17 protein-coding genes and 2 pseudogenes are annotated in these 22,787 nt (G+C 41.3%); 11 read left to right on the forward strand and 8 right to left on the reverse strand.

Features of this window, described 5'->3' with window-relative positions; translation table 11 throughout:
• The first annotated feature begins 76 nt into the window (after positions 1–76).
• The 5 genes from NI469_RS08465 to NI469_RS08485 all read left to right on the forward strand — a co-directional run bounded on the left by NI469_RS08465 (position 77) and on the right by NI469_RS08485 (position 4,016).
• Positions 77–877 carry an enoyl-CoA hydratase-related protein gene (locus NI469_RS08465; protein WP_253174842.1) on the forward strand — a complete coding sequence of 267 codons (801 nt, stop codon included), beginning with the start codon at positions 77–79 and terminating at the stop codon, positions 875–877.
• A 71-nt stretch (positions 878–948) separates the two neighbouring features.
• Positions 949–1,743, forward strand: a complete 795-nt coding sequence (locus NI469_RS08470) for a nitroreductase family protein (protein WP_253147595.1) — start codon at positions 949–951, stop codon at positions 1,741–1,743.
• A 956-nt stretch (positions 1,744–2,699) separates the two neighbouring features.
• A complete protein-coding gene (locus NI469_RS08475) occupies positions 2,700–3,170 on the forward strand; it encodes a MarR family winged helix-turn-helix transcriptional regulator (protein WP_085064150.1) in 471 nt (156 codons plus the stop codon).
• Between the two features lie 265 nt (positions 3,171–3,435).
• Entirely contained in the window at positions 3,436–3,786 is a 351-nt protein-coding gene (locus tag NI469_RS08480; RefSeq protein WP_253147596.1) for a hypothetical protein, read from the forward strand.
• On the forward strand, positions 3,786–4,016 hold the full coding sequence (locus NI469_RS08485) for a hypothetical protein (RefSeq protein WP_253147597.1): 231 nt from the start codon (positions 3,786–3,788) through the stop codon (positions 4,014–4,016). The genes NI469_RS08480 and NI469_RS08485 overlap by 1 nt, the downstream gene beginning before the upstream one ends.
• An 82-nt stretch (positions 4,017–4,098) precedes the next feature.
• On the opposite strand, the pseudogene NI469_RS08490 reads toward NI469_RS08485, so the two are convergent.
• The 3 genes and pseudogenes from NI469_RS08490 to NI469_RS15865 form a co-directional block, all read right to left on the reverse strand.
• Positions 4,099–5,561 (reverse strand): annotated as a pseudogene (locus NI469_RS08490) (carotenoid oxygenase family protein).
• A 132-nt stretch (positions 5,562–5,693) separates the two neighbouring features.
• Positions 5,694–6,011, reverse strand: coding sequence for a YqfO family protein (locus tag NI469_RS08500; protein ID WP_005247560.1), 318 nt, complete (start codon positions 6,009–6,011; stop codon positions 5,694–5,696).
• Between the two features lie 17 nt (positions 6,012–6,028).
• A pseudogene (locus tag NI469_RS15865) lies at positions 6,029–6,910 on the reverse strand (LysR family transcriptional regulator).
• Between the two features lie 170 nt (positions 6,911–7,080).
• Between NI469_RS15865 and NI469_RS08515 the strand changes: the two are divergent.
• A complete protein-coding gene (locus NI469_RS08515) occupies positions 7,081–8,823 on the forward strand; it encodes an FAD-dependent monooxygenase (RefSeq protein ID WP_253147600.1) in 1,743 nt (580 codons plus the stop codon).
• A gap of 42 nt (positions 8,824–8,865) precedes the next feature.
• Here NI469_RS08515 and NI469_RS15870 read toward each other — a convergent pair whose 3' ends face one another.
• From NI469_RS15870 to purL, 3 genes are all read right to left on the reverse strand, one after another.
• Entirely contained in the window at positions 8,866–8,991 is a 126-nt protein-coding gene (locus NI469_RS15870) for a KGW motif small protein (protein ID WP_004645654.1), read from the reverse strand.
• A gap of 286 nt (positions 8,992–9,277) precedes the next feature.
• Positions 9,278–10,021 carry an abortive infection family protein gene (locus tag NI469_RS08520; RefSeq protein ID WP_005097594.1) on the reverse strand — a complete coding sequence of 248 codons (744 nt, stop codon included), beginning with the start codon at positions 10,019–10,021 and terminating at the stop codon, positions 9,278–9,280.
• A 120-nt stretch (positions 10,022–10,141) separates the two neighbouring features.
• Positions 10,142–13,975 carry a phosphoribosylformylglycinamidine synthase gene (gene purL, locus NI469_RS08525; RefSeq protein ID WP_253147601.1) on the reverse strand — a complete coding sequence of 1,278 codons (3,834 nt, stop codon included), beginning with the start codon at positions 13,973–13,975 and terminating at the stop codon, positions 10,142–10,144.
• Positions 13,976–15,279: 1,304 nt separating this feature from the next.
• Between purL and NI469_RS08530 the strand changes: the two genes are divergently transcribed.
• The 5 genes from NI469_RS08530 to ruvB all read left to right on the forward strand — a co-directional run bounded on the left by NI469_RS08530 (position 15,280) and on the right by ruvB (position 20,659).
• On the forward strand, positions 15,280–16,917 hold the full coding sequence (locus tag NI469_RS08530; protein WP_253174844.1) for a sodium:solute symporter family transporter: 1,638 nt from the start codon (positions 15,280–15,282) through the stop codon (positions 16,915–16,917).
• A gap of 11 nt (positions 16,918–16,928) precedes the next feature.
• On the forward strand, positions 16,929–17,060 hold the full coding sequence (locus NI469_RS08535) for a putative transporter small subunit (RefSeq protein ID WP_004645659.1): 132 nt from the start codon (positions 16,929–16,931) through the stop codon (positions 17,058–17,060).
• Between the two features lie 195 nt (positions 17,061–17,255).
• Positions 17,256–18,596, forward strand: coding sequence for a deoxyguanosinetriphosphate triphosphohydrolase (locus NI469_RS08540; RefSeq protein ID WP_005103835.1), 1,341 nt, complete (start codon positions 17,256–17,258; stop codon positions 18,594–18,596).
• A 117-nt stretch (positions 18,597–18,713) separates the two neighbouring features.
• Entirely contained in the window at positions 18,714–19,316 is a 603-nt protein-coding gene (ruvA, locus tag NI469_RS08545) for a Holliday junction branch migration protein RuvA (RefSeq protein ID WP_253174846.1), read from the forward strand.
• Between the two features lie 335 nt (positions 19,317–19,651).
• Positions 19,652–20,659 carry a Holliday junction branch migration DNA helicase RuvB gene (ruvB, locus tag NI469_RS08550; protein WP_004279105.1) on the forward strand — a complete coding sequence of 336 codons (1,008 nt, stop codon included), beginning with the start codon at positions 19,652–19,654 and terminating at the stop codon, positions 20,657–20,659.
• A 14-nt stretch (positions 20,660–20,673) separates the two neighbouring features.
• Here the strand turns inward: ruvB and NI469_RS08555 are convergent, their stop codons facing one another.
• On the reverse strand, positions 20,674–21,399 hold the full coding sequence (locus tag NI469_RS08555) for a hypothetical protein (protein WP_253172444.1): 726 nt from the start codon (positions 21,397–21,399) through the stop codon (positions 20,674–20,676).
• A gap of 136 nt (positions 21,400–21,535) precedes the next feature.
• Positions 21,536–22,765: an acetamidase/formamidase family protein gene (locus NI469_RS08560; protein WP_005106407.1), complete on the reverse strand. Its 1,230-nt coding sequence runs from the start codon at positions 22,763–22,765 to the stop codon at positions 21,536–21,538.
• Between the last annotated feature and the right edge of the window lie 22 nt (positions 22,766–22,787).

Genomic DNA, 22,787 nt, shown 5'->3' on the forward strand with positions numbered 1-22,787 from the left:
GTTGTGCTGCCCCAATAAATATGCGACATAATCATTCCCATAAAATCAAATTAAGTTTTAAAGCAAGGATAGTACGATGACACTGAGCTGTATTCAACAACCTCATGAGCATTTGAATGCGAATTTAGAACATGGTGTACTCACTTTGGCCATCAATCGCCCGGAAGCGAAAAATGCGTTATATAGCGAACTTTATCTCTGGATTGCGAAAGCTTTAGATGAAGCAGATCAGGCGCCTGAAGTTCGTGTGGTCGTTTTACGTGGTCAGGATGCAGACTTTAGTGCGGGCAATGATATGCAGGATTTTATGAAATCTGCTGCGAAGAAAGGTCAGGCACCCGCCGCTGAAGGCCCACCGTTTGTTTTACTGAAATCTGCTGCAAAATTTTCCAAGCCATTGATTGCAGGCGTGCGTGGTGTTGCAATCGGCATTGGCGTGACGATCTTACTGCATTGTGATCTGGTCTATAGTGACAATACCGCCCTGTTCCAGATTCCATTTGTCAGTCTGGGTCTATCGCCTGAAGGTGCTTCAAGCAAGCTGTTGATTCAGCAAGCGGGTTATCATAAAGCGGCCGAATTATTGCTGACTGCGCAAAAATTCAATAGCGAAAAAGCACTCGACGCAGGTCTGGTGAATAGCATTGAAGAAGATGTTTATACTAAAGCAGCAGCACAAGCTGCCCAGCTCTCTGCCCTGCCATTGGCATCACTGGTGCAATCTAAAGCCTTGATGAAACATAATGTGAATGAAATTGTGGAATGGATTGACCATGAAGCAGAAATTTTCATGCAGCGTGTTGGCTCGCCAGAAATGCTGGAAGCGGTTCAAGCCTTTATGCAAAAACGTAAACCTGATTTCACACAATTCAACTAATTTTCAAACTTATGAGTTCAATGAGGTGGTTTAGACTGCCTCAATCTTTTATTTTTCCAAGAATCTGAAGTATGCCAAATCAAAACTCCGAAACCTCTTCCCAAACAACAGATAGCTCAAATCCAGAAAAGAAACGTTATTACGAACCTGCACCTCAAGATATAGATGTCGATAATTTTCGTAAAGTGATTGAAAGCCGACGTTCAGTGCGTAAGTTTACCAAAAAGCCTATTCCCGTTGAAGTTCTGGATGCCTGTCTAGATCTGGCATTGTTGGCCCCGAATTCGTCGAACTTGCAGCCTTGGACTTTTTATGTGGTACAAAACCTAGGCAAGAAAAAACGTCTGGTCAAAGCCTGTATGAGTCAACTGGCAGCCAAAACAGCTTCTGAGCTAATTGTCTGTATCGCACGTACCGACCGTATCGATGAAATGGCGAAACGTAATGTGAATGAATTTCCATTTCCTGAAGCACCGCCCGCGATTAAGAAATACTATAAATATATTCCTTACAACTATAAGACTGGTTATCTGAATGCTTTCGGTAACTTTAAGAAAGTGGCTTTCAAAGTTGCCCGTACATTGGATAAACAAATGCCAGTATCTGCTTTCAGTCCGGCTGATGCGAAACTGTGGGCGACCAAAACGACGGCGCTCGCTTGTGAAAATCTGGTCTTAGCTTTACGTGCTTATGGTTTTGACAGCTGTATGATGGAAGGTTTTGATGAGCCGATGGTTCGTGAAATTCTGAAATTAAATGATGAACAGTATCCAGTCATGGTAATTGGTGCGGGTGAACGTGCTGAAGATGGCGTGTTCTTCCCACAGTACCGTTTTGATCGTGAGCTGTTTATTCAGAAGGTTTAAGCTTCTCATCTTAGAAATTAAATAGCTTAAATCTGGTATATCTCTTGTGACATGGATGTCACATCATTCACTCTTTATTCGTTAAAAACTATATAAGATAAATCTTAACGGAAATTTCATATTTTTTATTAGTGCCCTTTCATAAGTTATTTTTTACTCAGGTGCAAATTTTAGATGCCAGAAATTAAATCTTAGATTGAGTCTTTTCCCATTATTTGGCTAGTGCTCAGTAAATATTTTTAAAGCTTCCACACTACCCAAAATATGTACAATTCCGATTCTTCTTCCATTAATTTTTTGATTATAAGTTTTGAATTCAAGATCCAATTTAGTGATTTCTCTAGTTAAATTTCTTTTTAATCGAAAATTAAGCCGAGCTAAAAAGTTTAAAAAATTTTTACACAATCACACAAAATGTCTATTGTGGAATTTAAAAGATAGTTTATTTTTCTTCTATTTTTTATGAAGCTATTTTTTATACTTTAAAAGTATAAAAAAATTAAATATTAATATAAAACAATATCTTAATCTATTTTAAAAAGACTTATAAAACTATTTTAAGCTTACTGAATTAAAGTCAAGGTAAAAAGAAAGATGAATTTTCCGAAATAAAAAAATGCTAACCGGAACAAATATTTAAGTATTTCTTAATTGAAAATGGTATTTTTTGTGATAGATCATTTAATCATTAAGATGATTTAATCAGTTCGCATAATAACAATAGATAAATAAAAAAAAATGTGACTGAAATTTTGGCTCTCTAGTTCTTTTATAAAAAGAGGCTCGAAGAAGCAAAAAAGAATTAGAGGGTTCATCTTAAACAGAAGTTAAATAGGAGGTGAAGACGTACTGAAGATAAGATTCATAACCTTGTAACAGGATAGCAAATATTTTGAAATAAAATGCATTTTTTTAAACAAATTAAAAAGACCCTAACATATAGAAGAGTTGAGGCCATGACAAAAAAGTACAGTAAATTTTTATCCATTCCTACAGATTTTAATTTAGAAGATTCACCCTATCATTGGATTAGTCAAGTACATACCCAATATGTGCAAAATGTTGACTATGCCTTAAAGAAATACGGTTTAGACAATTCTCGCAGACGTATTTTGCTAGCATTAAAATTTAAAAATAGAGCGAGTATTTCTGATTTATCTGACATGTTGATCTATAAGATGTCCACTACCACTAAAATCATCTATCGCCTGAAAGATGAGGGATTAGTACATACTTATTCCTGTGAGGATGATGCACGAATTACCCGAGTATTATTAACCGAAAAAGGTCAGCAAATGATTAAAAAGATTAATGATCTTAGTGTTGTTGTACTAGAGCAATCTTTCGACGGTTTAACACCGTTGCAAATTGAAAAAATGCTACATAGTCTTAAGCATATTTTCCGCAATCTGGCTCCTTCGCATTAATTGAATCAAAGGTAAATTAAAGTATATAAAAATTGAGTTAAAATCAGGGGAAATTATATTTTTTTAAATTTCAGGACTTAATATTATAATAATTAGCATAAAAGATATCTATTCAAAAATAATAGATATCTTTTATAATTAAAAAATAATCATCTATTTAATTCAAATTATAAATCATTTTAACTGGATAAAAACCAATTACGAAATGGTACTTACCTTTAAATCAGAAAATTGAGTTAAAAGAAAAAATGAAAAAATATTAACAATGAGTAGTTTATTTATTTTAAATGGTTGTCAAGTAACAGCACCAACTATGAAAAATAGAATTAGCTTTGAAATGGATAATCAATATTGGCCAATCCATAGCATAGTTTACAAAAATAACTGGCCTGAATGTGGCAATTTATCAGGAACACCAGATGCTATAAAAAAGCAAAAATATATTACGACCTATAGTAGCTGCAAGGTTTCCCCTGAAGGTTATGTACCTGAACAAATTATTATTGAATATGCGCCTTGGTTAACTTATGAAGAGCAAATAAAAAAGGATATGGCGTTCCTGAAGAACTACGTTATGCTGGTGGAGAAGAGGCAGAAGAAAAAAGACTCGCTATAATGGCAGCGCAACAGGAAGGTGTAGCAAAAATCCCAGCCACAGCATGGAACCGTATTGTACTCACTCCTCCTCAAGAAGTAGAAAAATATAAGTACCAAGTTCCTGAAGGTAAAGGCAACCGTAGTCGAGGCAAAGACATTCATTACCTCATTTCCCTGAATCCCGATGGTAGCTACGACATAAAAACCAAATTGTATTGGGTCTCAAAATATCAAGAATTCTGGAATTGAATTTCAATTGTAAGCCTATGATAAAGCCCGCTTGATTTCAGGTAGACTTCTGCTTATATAGCTATCTGTAAACAACTCAAGCTCATATTGTTCTCAATTTCCGATAATCAATCCAGTTACAATGAAACCCGACGGGTACACGTATTGGTAAATGAATGGTTGTAATCGGCCCTTCAGCCATATGCTGTGCATCCAGAATCACCACTTTGGATGGGCGTCCATCTAAAGCATGAACATAAGACATCAGCCAGCCATCATTTTCAGCTTGAGCACCTTCCCGTGCGACGAATATCACCTCTCCTGTTACCCAGTTTTCTCCAAAAGAATAGCTTTCTGAATTGCCAGTTTCCACATCATGGCTCAAAAGAGTATTGCTGCTGACATGAGAAGGATCATCAAACTCGCCAAAGGAAATAGTGTAGACATAGCGATAAGGCCGACCTGTATAAGCTTCATTAATCCGTGGGAATTCCTGTTTCATCTCGGATAATATCGTCCGAACCACTTTTCCAGTACCGTGTTCAAAAATGAATCGTTCTAGCCGAATATCCTGATCTTCAATCGGTCCCTGAATCGAACTGACCAATGCTTTGGAGTGCACCACCGCATCCATAACCACATCACCAGAATCCAGCTCATAAGCATTCACGGTATGAAAAATAAAACAGGGATCAATCTCATACCAGCGAATATCAATTGCTTTACCGCCAAAAGGCAATATACCAATGCGTGCCTGCCGTTTTGGATTCCATTGATATGGCAACATTGAACCCTTTAATGCACTGCGTACAGAAAAGTTCACATTCAGATCCAGAATCAGCACCTGAGATTTGGTAATGGCACAATCATGAATCATCGGACCATGTTTCACTGGAATGTCGACATGATGTTTCAACTTACCTTTTGAATCTATCTGCAAATAAAAAACTTTGTTCTGACTTAAAGCATCATAACAAATCGCATGAATATCGCCCGTTTCAGGATCAATATGCGGATGGGCAGTAAATGGAAAATCCTGATCATCTTCAAATAAATGATGTCGTTTTGACTCCAGTGCAGCATTCAACTCAACTGGATATGCACCCGCTTCTACCAGTGCCCAGATTTTTCCGGCAAAGTGGATGACATTGGTATTGACTGCATCCGCGATACCTCGCGTTTTACCGGGAATTTGTGGTCGATGAAGTTTTTTCTGCACACTGGCAGAACCGATATAACTGCTTTTATACCAATGTGCCTCACCACCCTTCAGTCTGAGCGCATGCAACATGCCATCGCCCGTAAACCAGTGATAGTTGCGTGGGTTTTTGACTGTAATAGGATTTGGACCAATCCGCATTAATGCACCATCCAGTTCTGCAGGAATCTGCCCTTCAACCTTTAAATCTGTGGAAAAGGTTCCTGCCGCTCTGGTGCAAATATACCTTCCAGATAGGGATTATCTGGCGAATATGGAATGCGCTGATGCAGGATTTCTGTACCGTACTGGATAGATTTACTGAGGGTATTCTTAAGCGCACTGTTCAGCGGTTTTGGCCACGGCATTGTTATTTTCCTTATTATATTTTTTCTTTGGATTATTCTGGAAGAAATGATAATAACAAAAGCAGGTCGGCTGGTTTCTGAATCTAGATTAACGGCGCGCTAAGTTAAACGCGCCGCAGCAGAGTATCAATTTTAGACTTTGATATCCAGAAGCTGAATAAACTCAAAAGCTGGCTCTTCATAAGGATGACTTTCTTTCAGCACCTTGGCCACATCGACTGCCTTTTCATCAGGCACCAGAATTTCTACCCGCCATTCTTCCACCTGTTCCAATTTTCCCACTTCACCAATATGAGGATCTGCACCTTCTTGCGGTTTAAACTGCCCAGTTCCTAAAACTTGCCAGGCGCAGTCCGTATACTCACCAATACCACCCGCTCCTGCTGCAAATATCGCATTCTTAGTGTCTTCCAGATTTTCATCCGGCACGTAATAAATCAGCTTTAACATATATTCCTTCCTGAAATTCAGTTACTTGTCGTATTGTTAAGCGCTTGGGTAATCATCTTCAATGCAGGATTTTGGGAATTCTTGTTAAATGTTGCATACAAGCCCAGTTTTGGCAGTGCCTGATCAGTCTGGATAATTTTTACATGCTCATTCAAAAAACGCAGTAAATATTCGGGCGCAAAACTAAAGCCCATTCCCATATTGGTCAGATTGATGTGTTGCAAGACATTGGTCACCCACAACGGCTGTTCATGTTCGAGTTGATCAATGCAGAGCAGTTTATCCAGCTTCTCATAAAATACGGGCGAAGCATTCTGCTCGCACATAATCATATTGTGATTTTTCAGTTCCTGTAATTTCAGGATTCGATCTGTAGGATGTAAATGCTGAGCGGCAACCAGATAAATTTGCTCGGTTAATAAATGAATATTCTCAAAATCTGGATGGTCCAGATGAAAGCGGGTAATACATCAATCCAGTTCAGCATTTTTTAGCCGCTGAATCTGTTCCATACAGGTCAGGCTATGCAGATGGATTTTTAAGTCCGGCATGGTTTTTTTAAGCTGGGCGAGAATCTGTGGCATCACTTTTATTTCTGCGACATTCAGGAAGCCAATGTGAATCTGGTTATTTTTCTGCTGCGCAACCTGACGCGCTGCTGCTACTGCCAGTTTGGCATTTTCCAGTGCTTTTTCGGCATAGATCTGAAAAGCCTGCCCTTCATCGGTGAGTTTGACCTTTCTGGATGAACGATCAAACAGCATGACGCCTACTTCCTGCTCCAGATCCTTAATTTGCTGGCTTAATGACGGCTGAGCGGTAAACAGTTTTTCGGCAGCCTTGGTAAAACTTTGTTGCTGCGCCACAGTAATAAAATAGCGTAAATGTCGAAGTTCCATAGCCTGCCCGGTTTCTGATCAGGTCAGCATCTTAAGATTATGACCCACGTATTGCAAATAAGAATAGGTCGATAGTTTATATGAATATCGCTATATCAACAGATCCTGTTTTACTAGACTGCCTGATTATATAGATAGCTTGTTCTTCACCTATACACATGGAGTCTTGTATGACACAACACTATGACACTGATGTTCTGATCATTGGTACCGGTCCTGCAGGTTCAACATTAGGTTTGGCTTTGGCGAATTATGGTATCAAGGTACAACTGTTTACCCAGTTTAGCTGGCTGGCCAATAGTCCACGTGCCCATATTACCAATCAGCGTGCCATGGAAGTATTACGTGATTTAGGTATTGAAGAACAGGTTAAAGAGATTGCAACACCATGGGAACAGATGGGTGAAAGCCTGATTACCACCAGTCTGGTCGGCGAAGAAATCGCCCGTTTAAGTGCATGGGGTACCGGTGATGAACGTCATGGTGACTATATCCAAGGCAGTCCATGTCCATTAGTCGATCTGATTCAGCCAAAAATGGAAGCTTTACTGGTGAAAAATGCCGGTGAACGTGGTGCAATTTATAACTTCAATACTGAATACCTGTCACATGTGCGAGATGAAGATGGCGTGACTGCGACCTTCCTGAATCGCATTACCAATACTGAATTTAGCTTAAGAGCAAAATATCTGGTGGGTATGGATGGTGCTAAATCTCGTGTATTGGAACAGCTTGATTTACCTCTTGAAGGTGTCATGGCACGTGCCGGTACAGTGTATGTGACCTTTAAAGCTGATTTGACTAAATATGTACAGCACCGTCCTGCGATTCTGCAATGGATCGTGAATCCTGAAGCCAGCTTTGGCGATCTCGGTATGGGATTGTTACGTGCCATTACGCCATGGAATGAATGGATCATGGGTTGGGGCTTTGACATTTCCAAAGGCGAACCACAAGTTACTGAAGAACAGGTCCGTGCCCGCCTGAATGCTTTTGTTGGTACTGAAGTCGAAGAAGTTGAAATCCAGAAATTATCGTACTGGTATGTGAACCAGACCTGGGCCACTGAATATTCTAAAGGTCGAGTGTTCTGTGGTGGTGATGCAGTACACCGTCATCCACCATCGAGTGGCCTAGGTTCAAATACCTGCATGCAGGATGCCTTTAATCTAGGCTGGAAACTGGCATACGCGGTAAAAGGCTGGGCTGCACCTTCCCTGCTGGATTCCTATACCACCGAGCGTGCACCGGTCGGCAAGCAGATTGTAGCGCGTGCGAACCAGTCACGTTTTGATTATAAATACCTGAAAGAAGTCTTTGGTTTTGATCAAGGTGTGACGACTCAGAAGCAAATGCTGGAACGTATCTTTGCGGAAGATGAGCAAGGTGCTGAAATCCGTCAAAAACTATTTGAAGCTTTGGAAATTAAAAACTTCGAATTTAATGCACAAGGTGTAGAACTGAACCAGCGATATAGCTCCAATACGGTGATTGCAGAATCCGAGCCTGAGATTTTTGAAAAAGATGAGCAGCTTTATTTACAGGCAACCACTCGCCCAGGCGCTAAAGTTCCGCATACTTGGCTGATCAATGCCAAAGGTCAAAAGCAGTCGACACTGGATATTACGGGTAAAGGTCGTTTTACCCTGCGCACAGGTTTATCCGGTAAAGGCTGGAAACAGGCGGCAGAAGCATTGGATTTGCCATATCTGGATGTGACTCAGATTGGTTCACGTGACTATCGTGATGTGTATGGAACCTGGAATGCCAAGTCTGAAATTCATGAATCTGGTGCAGTACTGGTTCGTCCGGATGGTTATGTGGCTTGGCGTTATCAGGACAGTACCAATAAAGCTTTTGATTATGAAAATACGTTAAAGGCGGTATTGAAGCAGGTTCAATTGGTTATTTAAATTATAAAGCCACCTTAATGGTGGCTTTCTTAAAGCTGATGATCAAGAACCCTGCAGCAAGTAACTGCCCACAACGAACAATATTTGTAGTCCTACAACAATACAAAACAACATCCAGCCTTTCTGACGCATTGCCGCCTTATCCATTATTCTAAGTGTTTTAGCCATGTCATCACCTCATCTTTGAGAATTGATACTGAACCGATCTATTCCATCTTTCTTTTATAGTGCAATAAAGTTGTGCATAAAACATACCATAGCACTTTATATACAATATAAAAGCAAAATCTAAACCAACTCAGCAGGAAGAAAAAAAATTAAAAAATCAGAATGCTTAAAAAGCAAAAATCCACCAAATTGGTGGTTGAATAATCCTATGTTAGTGAATTTATTTTAATTTTTCCATACAGTAAAATTAAGATACTATTTAAAAACAATATTTATAATAAAAAATTCATTCACCTTGTTTTAATTTCCAAGATGAGAATAAAAACACGGACATTGTACCAGCCAAATTCACTGCTAATTCTGCATGTCTTGGAGAAGGTTTAAAGTTTATTTTACCTTGCCCATGAGCATCACCCACTTTATTTCTCAATGATCCTAAACCTTCAATGATGGAACTACATCCTCCGAGAATTTGTTTGAAAGTCTGCTCCGTATGTTGAGATGGAGCAAGGTTTAATTCTTTACTCACCAATCTATACAGTTGATTTATATCTGGAGCATTGCCATAACCGACTTCGTATTCATCAAGAATATATTTGCAGGTCGATTCTAAAAGTGTTCGAGCTAATGTAATCGCACCTTCAGGATCTGTACTTCTTCGCTCTAATGCTTTCTGCCATATTTGATGTATATAATCCGAGCTTAATTCAGCAATCTTCAACTGTACTACCTGATCCAATGGAGGAACATCTAGACTTTCTAATACATTAAAGAATTCTTTAAATTCCGAATAAATATAATTTTCACGTTCAGCGTAAGATTCAAAATCCCACTTAATCCTAGCTTCAAATTCATCTAATGTGCGTGTGTCTTTAATAAAAAATGGAATATATTCATAAAAGTTTTTAAATGTCAGTAACTCTTGTCTAAGCTGCATAAATGCCTCTGAAGAACCTTTTTCATAAGTATCAGTAGCTCTAGCTATTAGCAATTCTTGTAAAAGTAAAACTTTTTCAATTAAATCGGACATTTGAGGACTCTTTATTCATTTTTTAATCTTTTTCAATTCTATATCTAATCACCTATAAATCTATAATTTGCTTATTAAAAAAGCCCCTTTCGGGGCTTTTTTAATTCTTGATTATATCAATTAGCCAATAAATTTACGTGCATTACGGAACATACGTAACCAAGCACCGTCTTGATCCCAGTCTTCTGGTTTCCAGGAATGCTGGAGCGCGCGGAAGTTACGTTCAGGGTGCGGCATCATAATCGTTGCACGGCCATCCTGAGAGGTTACACCGGTAATACCTTCCGGTGAACCATTCGGGTTCAACGGATATTGTTCAGTTGCATTGCCATGGCTGTCGACATAACGTAGAACCACCTGATTCGATGCATTCAGTGCAGCAAAGTTTTCCGCCGTTGCAACTGCACGACCTTCACCATGCGCCACAGCGATCGGCAGAATCGAACCTTGCATGTCTTGTAACAATACTGAATTCGATTTTTCCACACGAACGTTCACTGCTCGCGCTTCAAATACTTCAGACGTATTGCGATGGAAACGTGGCCAAGCATCCGCACCCGGAATTAATGGAGCCAATTGAGACAACATTTGACAACCATTACAGATACCGAGCGAGAAGGTTTCTTGACGGTTGAAGAATTTCTCAAACTGGTCACGCAATTTAGCATTGAACAATACGGATTTCGCCCAGCCCCCACCAGCGCCCATCACGTCACCATACGAGAAGCCACCACACGTTACCAAACCTTCGAAATCATCCAGGCTGATACGACCTGCCAGCAAGTCACTCATGTGGACGTCAACGGTATTGAAACCGACTTTGTCGAAAGCTGCCGCCATTTCAATATGACCATTCACACCCTGCTCACGCAGAATTGCCATATTTGGACGACGCAAGTTAATGAAAGGTGCTTCAATCGCTTCGTTCAAGTCGAATGTTGGTTGGGCGATAATACCTTTGTGCGCTTTATCAGTAATTAAGGCAAATTCCTGATCTGCAGTTTGTACGTTGTCACGTAGGCGCTGGATTTGATGAGAAACTTCAGTCCATGCCACTTGCAGGTCAGCACGTTCAAGTACCAGACCATTGATAGACAATTGGTCCGTATTGTTTACACTACCAACCACTGCAATTGCATCTTTAAGCGTAGATGCTGTAACTTCAGCTTGTAATGCTTCCCAATCTGCTTTGGCAATTTGTAGAACTGCACCAATCTCTTCAGCAAATAGGCTTGCAGTTGATTGATTTTCTAGAGCAACACCCAGACGTGATGCGAACATCATTTCTGCAACAGTCGCCAATAAACCACCATCACCGATGTCATGATACGCCTTGATCAAACCACGGTTGTTCCAGTCTTGAACTAATGCGAAGAATGCTTTGAAGTCATCGAAGCTATCCACATCAGGAGTAACTGAACCAATTGCTTTGTATACCTGCGCCAGAATCGAACCGCCTAAACGGAACTGACCTTTAGACAGATCAATACGAACCAATATAGATTCAATATCTTTCAGTTCAGGAGTCAATGTTTGACGCACATCAGTCACTGGCGCAAATGCAGTGATCACGCCCGACATTGGAGAAGTCACAGACTTGTCTTCACCTTCATCATTCCAGGTGGTACGCATAGACAATGAGTCTTTACCGACTGGAATCGCGATACCCAGTGCAGGACACATTTCCATACCGATGGCTTTCACGCCTTCGAACAATGCCTGATCTTCGCCCGGTTGACCCGCAGCAGCCATCCAGTTTGCAGACAATTTGATGTCGCTGATTTTTTCAATCTTCGCAGACATGATGTTCGAGATCGATTCAGCCACCGATAAACGTGCAGAAGCAGCAGGATTTAACAAGGCTACTGGAGGACGCTCACCCATTGCCATCGCTTCACCAGTGTAACCGACAAGACTTGTTGTAGTCACAGCAGCATCTGCGACAGGAACCTGCCAGCGACCTACCATTTGGTCACGTGCGACCATACCGGTAATTGAACGGTCACCAATACTGATCAGGAATGATTTAGAAGCAACAGTCGGGTTTTTAAGAACGCGATAAATCGCATCTTTTAAATCGGTGACTTTAGCCGCATCAAAGTCATCGCCTTTGCGTTCAATCGTTTCATAGGTACGGCTCATACGTGGCGTACCGCCAAGCATCACCTGCATTGGCATATCCACTGGTTTGTTGCCGAACAATGGATCTTCAACGGTTAAGTGACGTGCTTCAGTCGCTTCACCCAGTACTGCGAACGGGCAACGTTCACGTGCACAGATTGACTCAAATAATTCTAAAGAAGATGGACGAATCGCCAATACATAACGCTCTTGCGCTTCGTTTGACCAGATTTCCATTGGCGACATGCCAGGTTCTAAAGATGGAATCTTACGAAGATCCAGCACTGCACCTAATTCGTGATCATTCACCAGTTCAGGCATGGCATTTGATACACCACCCGCACCCACGTCATGTATCGACACGATTGGGTTGTGGTCTTCCATGCGCCAGCAAGTATCGATCACTTCTTGGCAACGGCGTTCCATTTCCGGGTTTTCACGTTGTACCGAAGCAAAATCAAGGTTCTCGCCGAGTTTACCGCTATCTACAGAAGATGCAGCACCACCGCCAAGACCGATCAGCATGGCTGGACCACCGAGCACGATCAGCAAATCGCCTGGTAAGATCGGATCTTTTTCAACGTGATCTGGACGGATATTTCCGTAACCACCCGCGATCATGATGGGCTTATGGAAACCTTTAACATCGCCATTGACGTTTTGTTCAAAGGTACGGAAGTAACCGTTTAAAGCTGGACGACCAAATTCGTTATTGAACGCAGCACCACCCAATGGGCCTTCAATCATAATTTGTAACGGCGATGCCATACGGGATGGTTTGCCGTAGTTTTCTTCCCAAGGCTGTTCAAAGCCCGGAATATTCAAGTTAGATACCGTAAAGCCGGTTAAACCTGCTTTAGGCTTACCACCACGACCGGTCGCGCCTTCGTCACGGATTTCACCGCCTGAACCTGTCGCTGCACCGGCAAATGGCGCAATCGCAGTTGGATGGTTGTGGGTTTCCACTTTCATCAGGATATGCGCGGCCTGGCTCTTGTATTTATAAACCTGATGGCCGTTGTCTTCTTGAGTTGGATAAAAACGCTGGGTATCCGAACCAACAATCACCGAAGCGTTGTCTTTATAAGCCGACAATACATCTGTTGGTGATTCTTTATAGGTGTTCTTGATCATCTGGAACAATGACAATGGCTGAACTTCACCATCAATCGTCCATTCCGAACCAAAAATTTTATGACGACAGTGCTCAGAGTTGGCTTGCGCAAACATCATCAGTTCGATGTCATTCGGATTACGACCTAGCTTGATGAAAGCCTCAGTCAGATAATCAATTTCGTCCATTGATAATGCAAAACCAAATTCATTATTGGCTTTTACCAGTGCTTCTTTACCTTCACCCAGAATATCAATCGAGTTCAGTGGTTTTGGCGCAGTTTCTACAAATAATACCGCAGCATCTTCAATCGCATTGAATACGCTTTCGGTCATACGGTCGTGAAGTACTTGCAATGCTTCTTTAGAGAGCTCTTTTACGCCCTTCAAAGTAAACAAAACGCCGCGTTCAAGTCGATGAACCGGCGTATTACAGTTTTTGAAAATGTCCGTCGCTTTAGAGGACCAAGGAGAGATGGTTCCGACGCGCGGTGTGACTAAAATCTGGATTTCATCACTTGCAGCCTGGTGCAATTCAAAAGATTGACCATCGTTGAGAAGCTGTAAAGCGGATTGCTGTTGTTGCTCGCTGAGCGCTTGGTCAAAGAGGTAGACCCATTGACTTTCAATTGATTGAACAGAACTAATTGACGTCAAACGCGATAATAGTTGAGTTTTCTTAAAAGAAGAATGTGCGGGTGCACCGGCAACGATAAACATGCTGATTTTGGCTCCACGGGATGGTATGAACAACCATGCCACAATGTGACTTGAGAGAGCGCATATTCTACTGTGAAATAAGGAAATCGGCTAGATGCCAAATCAGAAAACTACGTCTGAAATATCCTGGACTTTTAAAATATTTCGTTTATTTTCAGTCAGGAAAATTGAATGTAGTCGCACAGGTTAACACATTTTTTTCAAGAAAAATCAAAACCGCTTCAGAATAATTTTCTGCATAAAAATTGTATTATTTTTCAACAACAATCGGGACAAAATCAAATTCAGGTTTTATTGTCATGACCTGCCAAAACTCCTATTTAGGCCAAAATGAAATACTTGATTACAAGATTTAATGAAGTCGTATTTTTTGCAGACTGTTTTTGATTCTTTTGATTGACTCTTAACTTTGACTTCTAAGATTAGAAAACTGGTTAAAGGTCTTCTGCCGTTTTCTGTACTACAAGGAACAGTTCTCCGCTGATCTCCGCCATTACAGTAACAGAGGCAAATTACTCCCCTCTATGAAAGAATAATTAATACTGAGTGGTATTTTAATCTGACATCATCTGCTGGGGAAAAACCGGACATCCATTCTCACCTTCTAAAAGAATAAAAATAAAGTTTCTTATTTGGGCCTTTTATTTTTTTATATTTTATTTTTATCTTCTCAGATCATAATTAAGCGAAATTTACTCATCTAAAAGACCAAAAAATATATCGACAAAATCCCCCACCATATCCAATATTTTGAAATTTCATCATTTATTCATGAGCTCTATTATGCGTAAAAAACACAATATAAATAGCAAAATACCACTTATATTTATGAGGAAATTTACCAGGAATTATGAGGCTTATATAAAAAAATAATGAAGAAATGATTAATAATAAAATTTTGTTACCTTTTTTATTTAATCCGTATTCTCAGGTTTTATTTAACTCGAAAAGTTTAAAATAAATATTTGTAATTGCTGAAAAATATAGAAAATTTTCTTTTTTATTCAACTAACAGAATAACAGGCCCACACGTCTATATCAGCTAAGAATCTTACCAAATAGACACTTCATCAGTAAATTTGATGATTTTATGTTAAGCTCTAGCCGAATTGCTGAGGAATTGTCCAAATTCTGGGCCTGGCAATGGTTTTTCCTTTCTGCTGTAGAGATGAATATAAATTCTATATTCGGACACTAATTTTTTGATGTTCTATAGCTTCACTGCTCTGTCTATTTTAGAGCCTTAATCTGTCACCAATGATTTAATTTTCAAAAACAAAAGGTGACCCGCTTAAGGAGTATGTATGTTTCAATTCACTAGTACAGCAACTGTACTATTGATGGTGCTTTTCTATGGCATCACTTTTTTACTATCGTTACGTATTAAACAGAAAAATGAAAATGTTGATGGCTACATGGTCTCGAATGGCTCCATCGGATTCGGAATGTCTGCGGCCAGTATGACCGCCACCTGGATCTGGGCCGCCTCGTTTTATGCAGCAGCTTCATCTGGATATACATACGGCGTTTCCGGTGCCCTCCACTATGGTTTGTGGGGTGCGCTGATGATTTTATTTATCTATCCCTTTGGCAAGCGCTTTCGTGAACTGGCGCCTAATGCACATACTCTGGCAGAAATCATGCATGCCCGGCATGGCAATCAAAGCCAGATGATTCTGGCGGGTTCCAATATTGTGGGCAGCGTCATCAGCCTGATGGTGAACTTTACCGCTGCCGGGGCACTGGTTGAGATTCTATCTCCTTTAAGCTTTATCCATGGCGTGCTGATTACCGGTATCGGTGTACTGTCCTATACCCTCTGGTCGGGCTTCCGTTCTTCGGTGTTTACCGATTTTGGTCAACTGGTGGCGATGATTGTCGCGGCTGTGATCATTATTCCAACCTTGTTCTTTACCTTAGGCGGACCTTCCCTGTTTCAAAGCGGGATTCATAATCTGCAACCAGAACAACTGGATTTTTTCTCTAAAACAGCGTTTCTGGAACAAGGCGCGCCGTTTTTTGTTGCCGTATTGGCCTACGCGATTGGTAATCAGACCATTGCCCAACGCCTGTTTGCAGTCCGTGAAGACCTGATCAAACCGAGTTTTATCACTGCAACCATTGGTTATGCTGCAATTGTCATTGGTCTAGGCATGCTTGGATTACTAGCGTTATTTGCAGGTATTCAACCCATTGATGGCAACCTGAATAACCTGATTCCACAAATGGCAGCAACCTACCTTTCGCCATTTATGGTCGCGCTTTTATTTATCATGGTGATTGGAGCCCTTTCTTCTACCGCTGACTCGGATCTGTCTGCCCTGTCTGCGATTGTCATGACGGACATTTATGGCAAACAGATTGCGAAAAACCGTCCTGATCCAAAGAAAATGCTGTTTATTGGTCGTATGACCATGATCGTTGCCACCATGCTGGGGATTGTGATTGCCACCTTGAAATTTGACATTTTGTCGATGCTGATTTTTGTGGGTGCGCTTTGGGGTTCTATTGTGTTCCCGGTGATTGTCAGCCTGTATTGGGACAAGGTGAATGCTCGGGCCTTTAACTGGTCAGTGGGCCTCGCATTTTTCAGCTTTCTGATTGTACGTTTTGAATGGCTTCCGATTCAGGGATTGATCGCACTTGGCTTTGAACTCGTTGCGACCCTGGGGATTGGTGTGGTGCTGGGTTTGATGACCTTTGGTTTCTTCGGCAAGAAAGTGGGCTTGGTCGTTGGCATATTGGCCAGTATTGGCTTCATGCCATGGACCATCGGCTTCTTGCGTGAATACGGCACCTTGTTAAGCTCACTGACAGCTTATGGCAGTAGTGCGCTGGTATGTACTGTGTTGACGCTGGTCTACAGTAAAGAACGATTTGATTTTAAACAAATCAACAAGATGGTGATTGAATTTCACCATCTATCTGAGAAAAGTAAATAAGGAGATTTCAGATGACAAGTCAATTATTGACTCTATATGTACTTTTTTGGCCATTGGTGGCAAGCCTGGTCTTGTTCACGATTTGCCTGAATGTCTATAAAGACACACAACAGGCCAAGAAAAATGGCGAAGAGCTAATCTGATTCTTCGCCTTAAACAAAAAGCAGACCATTGAGTCTGCTTTTTTATTGTTCATTTGATGATTTCGATTTTTAATCTCAGTCTTTTCCAGCTGACTAAAATAACAATAGGCAGCATGACAATTCATGTCGCACTACCCTAGTGCAGGAGCTAGTTTTTTGGCATGATGCAAATAGTGGATCACTGAATAATGATAAATGACTCAAATGCGTTGGTTAGAACTGCTTTCGACAGTTCGGATTGGTAGTAAAAAGCAGAGCACTGAACTGGCACGCAGCCCGTTTCATAAAGATTATGATCGTATTATTTTTTCGCAAAGCTTCCGGCAGTTAAACCGCAAAACCCAAGTCCATCCACTGACCCAGCACGATGGTATTCATACCCGTTTGACCCATTCGCTAGAAGTCTCCTGTATTGGCCGTTCACTGGGTATGCTGGCTGCAGAAAAAATCAAAGATAATTTACCTGCCTGGATTTCTCCGGCTGATGTCGGTGCCATCATTCAGGCCGCCTGTCTGGCGCATGATATTGGTAACCCGCCTTTTGGTCATGCCGGTGAATACGCTATTCGGGAATGGTTTGACGATGCTTCTCATACCGACTTTTTAAAAGATTTGAGTCCTGAACAGGAAGCCGATGTACGCCAGTTTGAAGGCAATGCCCAAGGCCTGCGCCTGCTGACCAAGATTGATTATCATCCCTATGATGGCGGCATGCGCCTGACCTATGCCACGCTCGGCGCCTATCTTAAATACCCATGGCTCTCTGAGGCGATTGACCCGACTGGTAACACCCCGGCCAGCCGACGTCCTAAATTTGGTTGTTACCAGTCTGAAAAAGAGATTTTGCAGGAAATTGCTGAACAGCTAGGATTAATCCAGCTTGGTGAATATCATTATTGTCGTCATCCGCTGACCTATCTCTTAGAAGCTGCGGATGATATCTGCTATGCCCTGATTGATCTGGAAGATGGTATTAGCCTGAATATGCTCAGTTATGCCGAAGTCGAGCCAGTCTTTCTGAACTTGCTGGGAGAATATGGCACACCTGAAGAAATCAATCTGCCTAATACCACTTGGCAACAAAAAATTGCCGCCTTACGTGGCCGGGTCATGAAACGTCTGGTAGATGAAGTCACCACAGCCTTTGCCCGACATCAGCAGGAAATTCTGATGGGCCAACTACAAGGTTCATTGCTGGGTTATTGTAGTGCCGACATTGAGATTGGCATTAACCGGGCCAAAGAACTGGCGCGAGACAAGATCTTCGAACACCCGCAAAAAGCCGGTCTGGAAATTATTGCGCATCAAAGTTTACAAACGATTCTGGATGCCTTTATTCCACTGACCACACCGCACAAAACCTTAAGCTTTAAGGAACAGCGTTTAATGGCTATTTTAAAACGTTCGGGTGCGCAGTTTAGCGCTGATCATTATGACAATATTATGCAGGTACTGGATATTGTCTCCAAGTTCTCCGATCATCAGGCTTATAATCTGGCGCAGGAACTGCATGGCAATAAAGCCGGATTGCTCTGATGCGAGCGAGCACCTGATGACAATCTCAGCAAAATCACTGCTTTTGAATGATAGAGTTTTGCCTTTATCGAAAATGCTGACTACTATGCCTGTATTAAATTTGAGTATGTATAAAAAATGATTGGATGCCTGATTGGGGAAGTGCTGGCGCTGGAAGCACCGACTGTTTTATTAAATGTGAACGGCGTAGGTTATGAGATTGACACCCCTTTAACCACTTTCTGTCAGTTGCAAAAAGGCCAGAAAATTACCTTGTGGACGCATTTGGCTGTGCGTGAAGATGCCCAGTTACTTTATGGCTTTATCAATGCGCAGGAAAAAACCATTTTCCGTACCTTATTAAAGGTGAACGGCGTAGGTCCTAAAATGGCACTTGGTATTCTTTCAACTTTAAGTGTGGAAATGCTGATCCATACCGTTGAACATGAAGATATCAACACTCTGGTCAAAGTTCCGGGGGTGGGTAAAAAGACTGCAGAACGCCTGATGATTGAATTGCGTGACCGCTTTAAAGCCATGGCGTCAGGTGCTATGCCAAGTAATTCAACTGCACCACAGATTCAGTTTATGGGCAATTCAGCCGTGGCTGAAGCGGAAGCTGCATTACAGTCGTTGGGCTATAAACCTGCTGAGGCACAAAAACTGGTCAATGCATCTAAAGGTGAATTTACCGAAGCCAGCGATATCATTCGCGCTGCATTAAAGTCGATGAATAAATAGAGATGATATCCAAGTTACAGGATAAAGTCTGATACGCGTAAAAGTCATTCGCAACTGTTTGAGGCAGGAGACATTTATAGTTAAATGTTTCTGCGATATATTCGATAAGAATCAATATTCGACGAGTTTTGCGAATGACGGTGGTTTTGCTTACTTTTGCCGAAACAAAAGTAAGGCGAACCGCAGGTTAATACTCAGATATAAATCTGATTGGAAAGACTCTGCAAAAATTCAATTCCTCGCCTAGGCGAAAATCTTAGGATTCAGATCCATATTTGAGGCCGTGTCAAAATTACCAGCTCAAAGGATCACTAAAACATTGGTATATAAACGTTATGCAAGACCGTCTCATCAGTGGTTCTGAAAAACCCGAAGATCATTTCGATCGCGCCATCCGCCCAACTTCCCTCGATGACTACATCGGTCAACCGGTGGTTCGTGAGCAGATGGAAATTTTCATTGGTGCAGCCCGCGGCCGTGAAGAAGCCCTCGATCACACCTTGATTTTTGGTCCGCCAGGTCTGGGTAAAACAACGTTGGCCAATATTATTGCCCGAGAAATGGGTGGCAATCTTAAGTCAACTTCTGGTCCGGTTCTGGAACGTGCCGGCGACTTAGCCGCGATGTTAACCAATCTGGAAGAAGGCGATGTCCTGTTTATTGACGAGATTCACCGTCTTTCACCCGTGATTGAAGAAATCCTGTATCCGGCAATGGAAGATTATCAGCTCGACATCATGATTGGTGAAGGCCCGGCTGCGCGCTCGATTAAACTGGATTTACCGCCATTTACGCTTGTTGCAGCAACCACACGTGCAGGTCTACTCACCTCTCCGCTGCGTGACCGTTTCGGAATCGTGCAACGTTTAGAGTTTTATTCGGTTGAAGATTTAACCCATATTGTCAAACGTTCAGCCAATTTGATGGATGTACCTATGACGGGAGATGGCGCAAAAGAAATTGCCCGTCGCTCACGAGGTACACCGCGTATTGCCAACCGTTTATTGCGTCGTGTCCGTGACTATGCACAGGTCAAAGGGACGGGTGAGATCAATCAGGATATGGCCCAACGTGCTTTGGATATGCTCAAAGTCGATAAAGATGGTTTAGACACACTCGACCGCCGTTATTTATCTATGCTTCTTGAGCGTTTTGATGGTGGTCCTGCCGGTGTTGAAGCACTCGCAGCAGCCATGGCGGAAGATTCAGGCACGTTGGAAGATGTCATTGAGCCATATCTGATTCAGCAAGGTTATGTGATGCGTACTGCACGTGGTCGTATTGCGACTAATATGGCGTATTTGCAGTTTGGGATGACCCCACCTGAGCCGAAAGAGAAGTAATTCATAAGGGAGATTTATTCTCCCTTTTTAACTCTTTCCCATTCTTTTTTTAATAGTTTTTGAATGTTTTGTACAAGAGTTTTAGAAATAAGTATTTTGCTTAATTCATCCAACTCATTATCGATAATATCTTTATTAAAGCACTTAGTAACTAGAGAGTCGATTTTTCTCATATCTGATAATATGATTTCCGATGATTCCTCCAAAGGATTTAAATATAAGGTAACTTTATGAGTAAGTTTTCTAAATTCCACTAAATAATCTATTAATGCCTCCTTACTTTGAACAGAGAAATCATTTGCTATTACTATATTCATTTTTGTTCTTACAATTAAAATTTCACTAAATAGCTCTCTAATATTATTTATCCAATCCTGTCGATGTGTAGACTTAATCTGCATTAATTGCAAGTCTTTCTGACTTTGATAAAGTTCTCTATTAGAATTCAGTGTTTGCTCTACTGACTTTCCTATTTGCTCTAATGTTAAATTAAAGCCTTGTTTAGTTAACTCAAAACTCTTACGTCCATACCAATAAGCAAGCCACGTTGCCAATGCACCGAAAATCAGAGCAATCACTACTGAAAGTGCAAAAGAGGAAATGGCTGTTTTATCTGTCGAAGCATTCAACTCCATGTGTGTTTTAGCAGGTTGTTGCAATACGATCGTTTGTATATTTGGTTGTTGTGGCACTGTCCACGGAAGCTGAATCATCACTTCATTATTATTCTGCTCTGCCACACCCACCCCTTTTAACTTAAATGAATTTTTATTATCAACATTCTAAACATTTTCAAAGTATCACAAAAGAAAAAGCCAACTGACCATGCCTGAATCAGTTGGCAAAAGCACAAAATAAAAAACTAAATAAAAAAAATTACTTCTCTTCTTTCTTAAACTCCTTAAAATCCGCTTTACGAATCATGGCATGAATACCTTTGGTTCGATCGACCACTTGTGACACTTCAAAGTCAGTCGCAGCACTTAAGTAGGCATAGGCAATTTCTTCAGAAATGCCATATTCATTGACCAGAAAACGGATCGCTTCACGGGTGGATTTACGCATGGCTTCATCTAAGTCTTCATCCAGACCCGGCGTAATCCAGAATTCAGCATTTTCAGCCAGCGGCTGTTTAATCTCTGCACCTGGAATTTTATCCTTGCCAGATTTAAGTAAAGTGAATTTTAAAGTCGCACGTGCCGAACCTTCCAAGGCAGTTAAAGCCACCTCACCATCACCTTGTACAAAGTGACTATCACCTGTATAGAACAAAGCACCTGGCACCTGTACAGGATAATAGGCCGTAGCCCCTGCTCCTAATTCATTGATGTCGATATTCCCGCCATAAAATGATGGTGGCACAGAGTGCACAGGCTCACTGGTATTTGGTGCAACGCCCATCGTGCCCATAAACGGATTCAGCGGGAAACGAATCGCTTTACCAGATTCAGTTTTTAAAACGCCTTCCCATACACCATCCGCATTTTTCTCAATTGGGGTAAAAATGGACACGTTGCCATAAGCATCAGGATTGGCTGGAGATGCATGCTCATGTTTCTGACGTTTCGGGAATTCGGGTAAGGTTCCTTTGCCATGACGGTTTGAAATCACGCCATAAGGTACACGCGGTTCAACTTTTAAAATCTCCACCTTTAGAATATCGCCCGGCATTGCCCCTTCTACATAGACAGGCCCGGTAATAATGTGTGGTCCATCTTTATGGAAATCATGTTTCAATTTGGAATTCGTGATCAGCTTGGCTTCATCCAATACATGCTCAGGCTTGACGCCTTTTGATGTGAAATATTTCTCTGCATTGCGGCCTTGATCTTCCAGCAGCCCTTCATGCGAAACTGTATCGAAAGTAACTGTGCTACCTGAAGGGACAGTCAAGACAGGTTTTGCATCTTTATTTGGCAGATAACCCCAAGTAATCGTATTTAAGGTACTCGGCACATAATAATGACCTTTATATTCACCACTTTTGAGTAATGTCGGTTTATTTTCCAGCTGTTTCAGTATCTTAAAGTCTTCAGCCCATAGGCTTGTCGAAATAAAACTTAAGCTTGAAGCCACTGCCAGAGATAAAGCCAAAGGTTTTAACATGTGTTCAATTTCCGTCATAAAA

Source organism: Acinetobacter lwoffii (assembly GCF_024129735.1).
GTDB lineage: Bacteria > Pseudomonadota > Gammaproteobacteria > Pseudomonadales > Moraxellaceae > Acinetobacter > Acinetobacter lwoffii_H.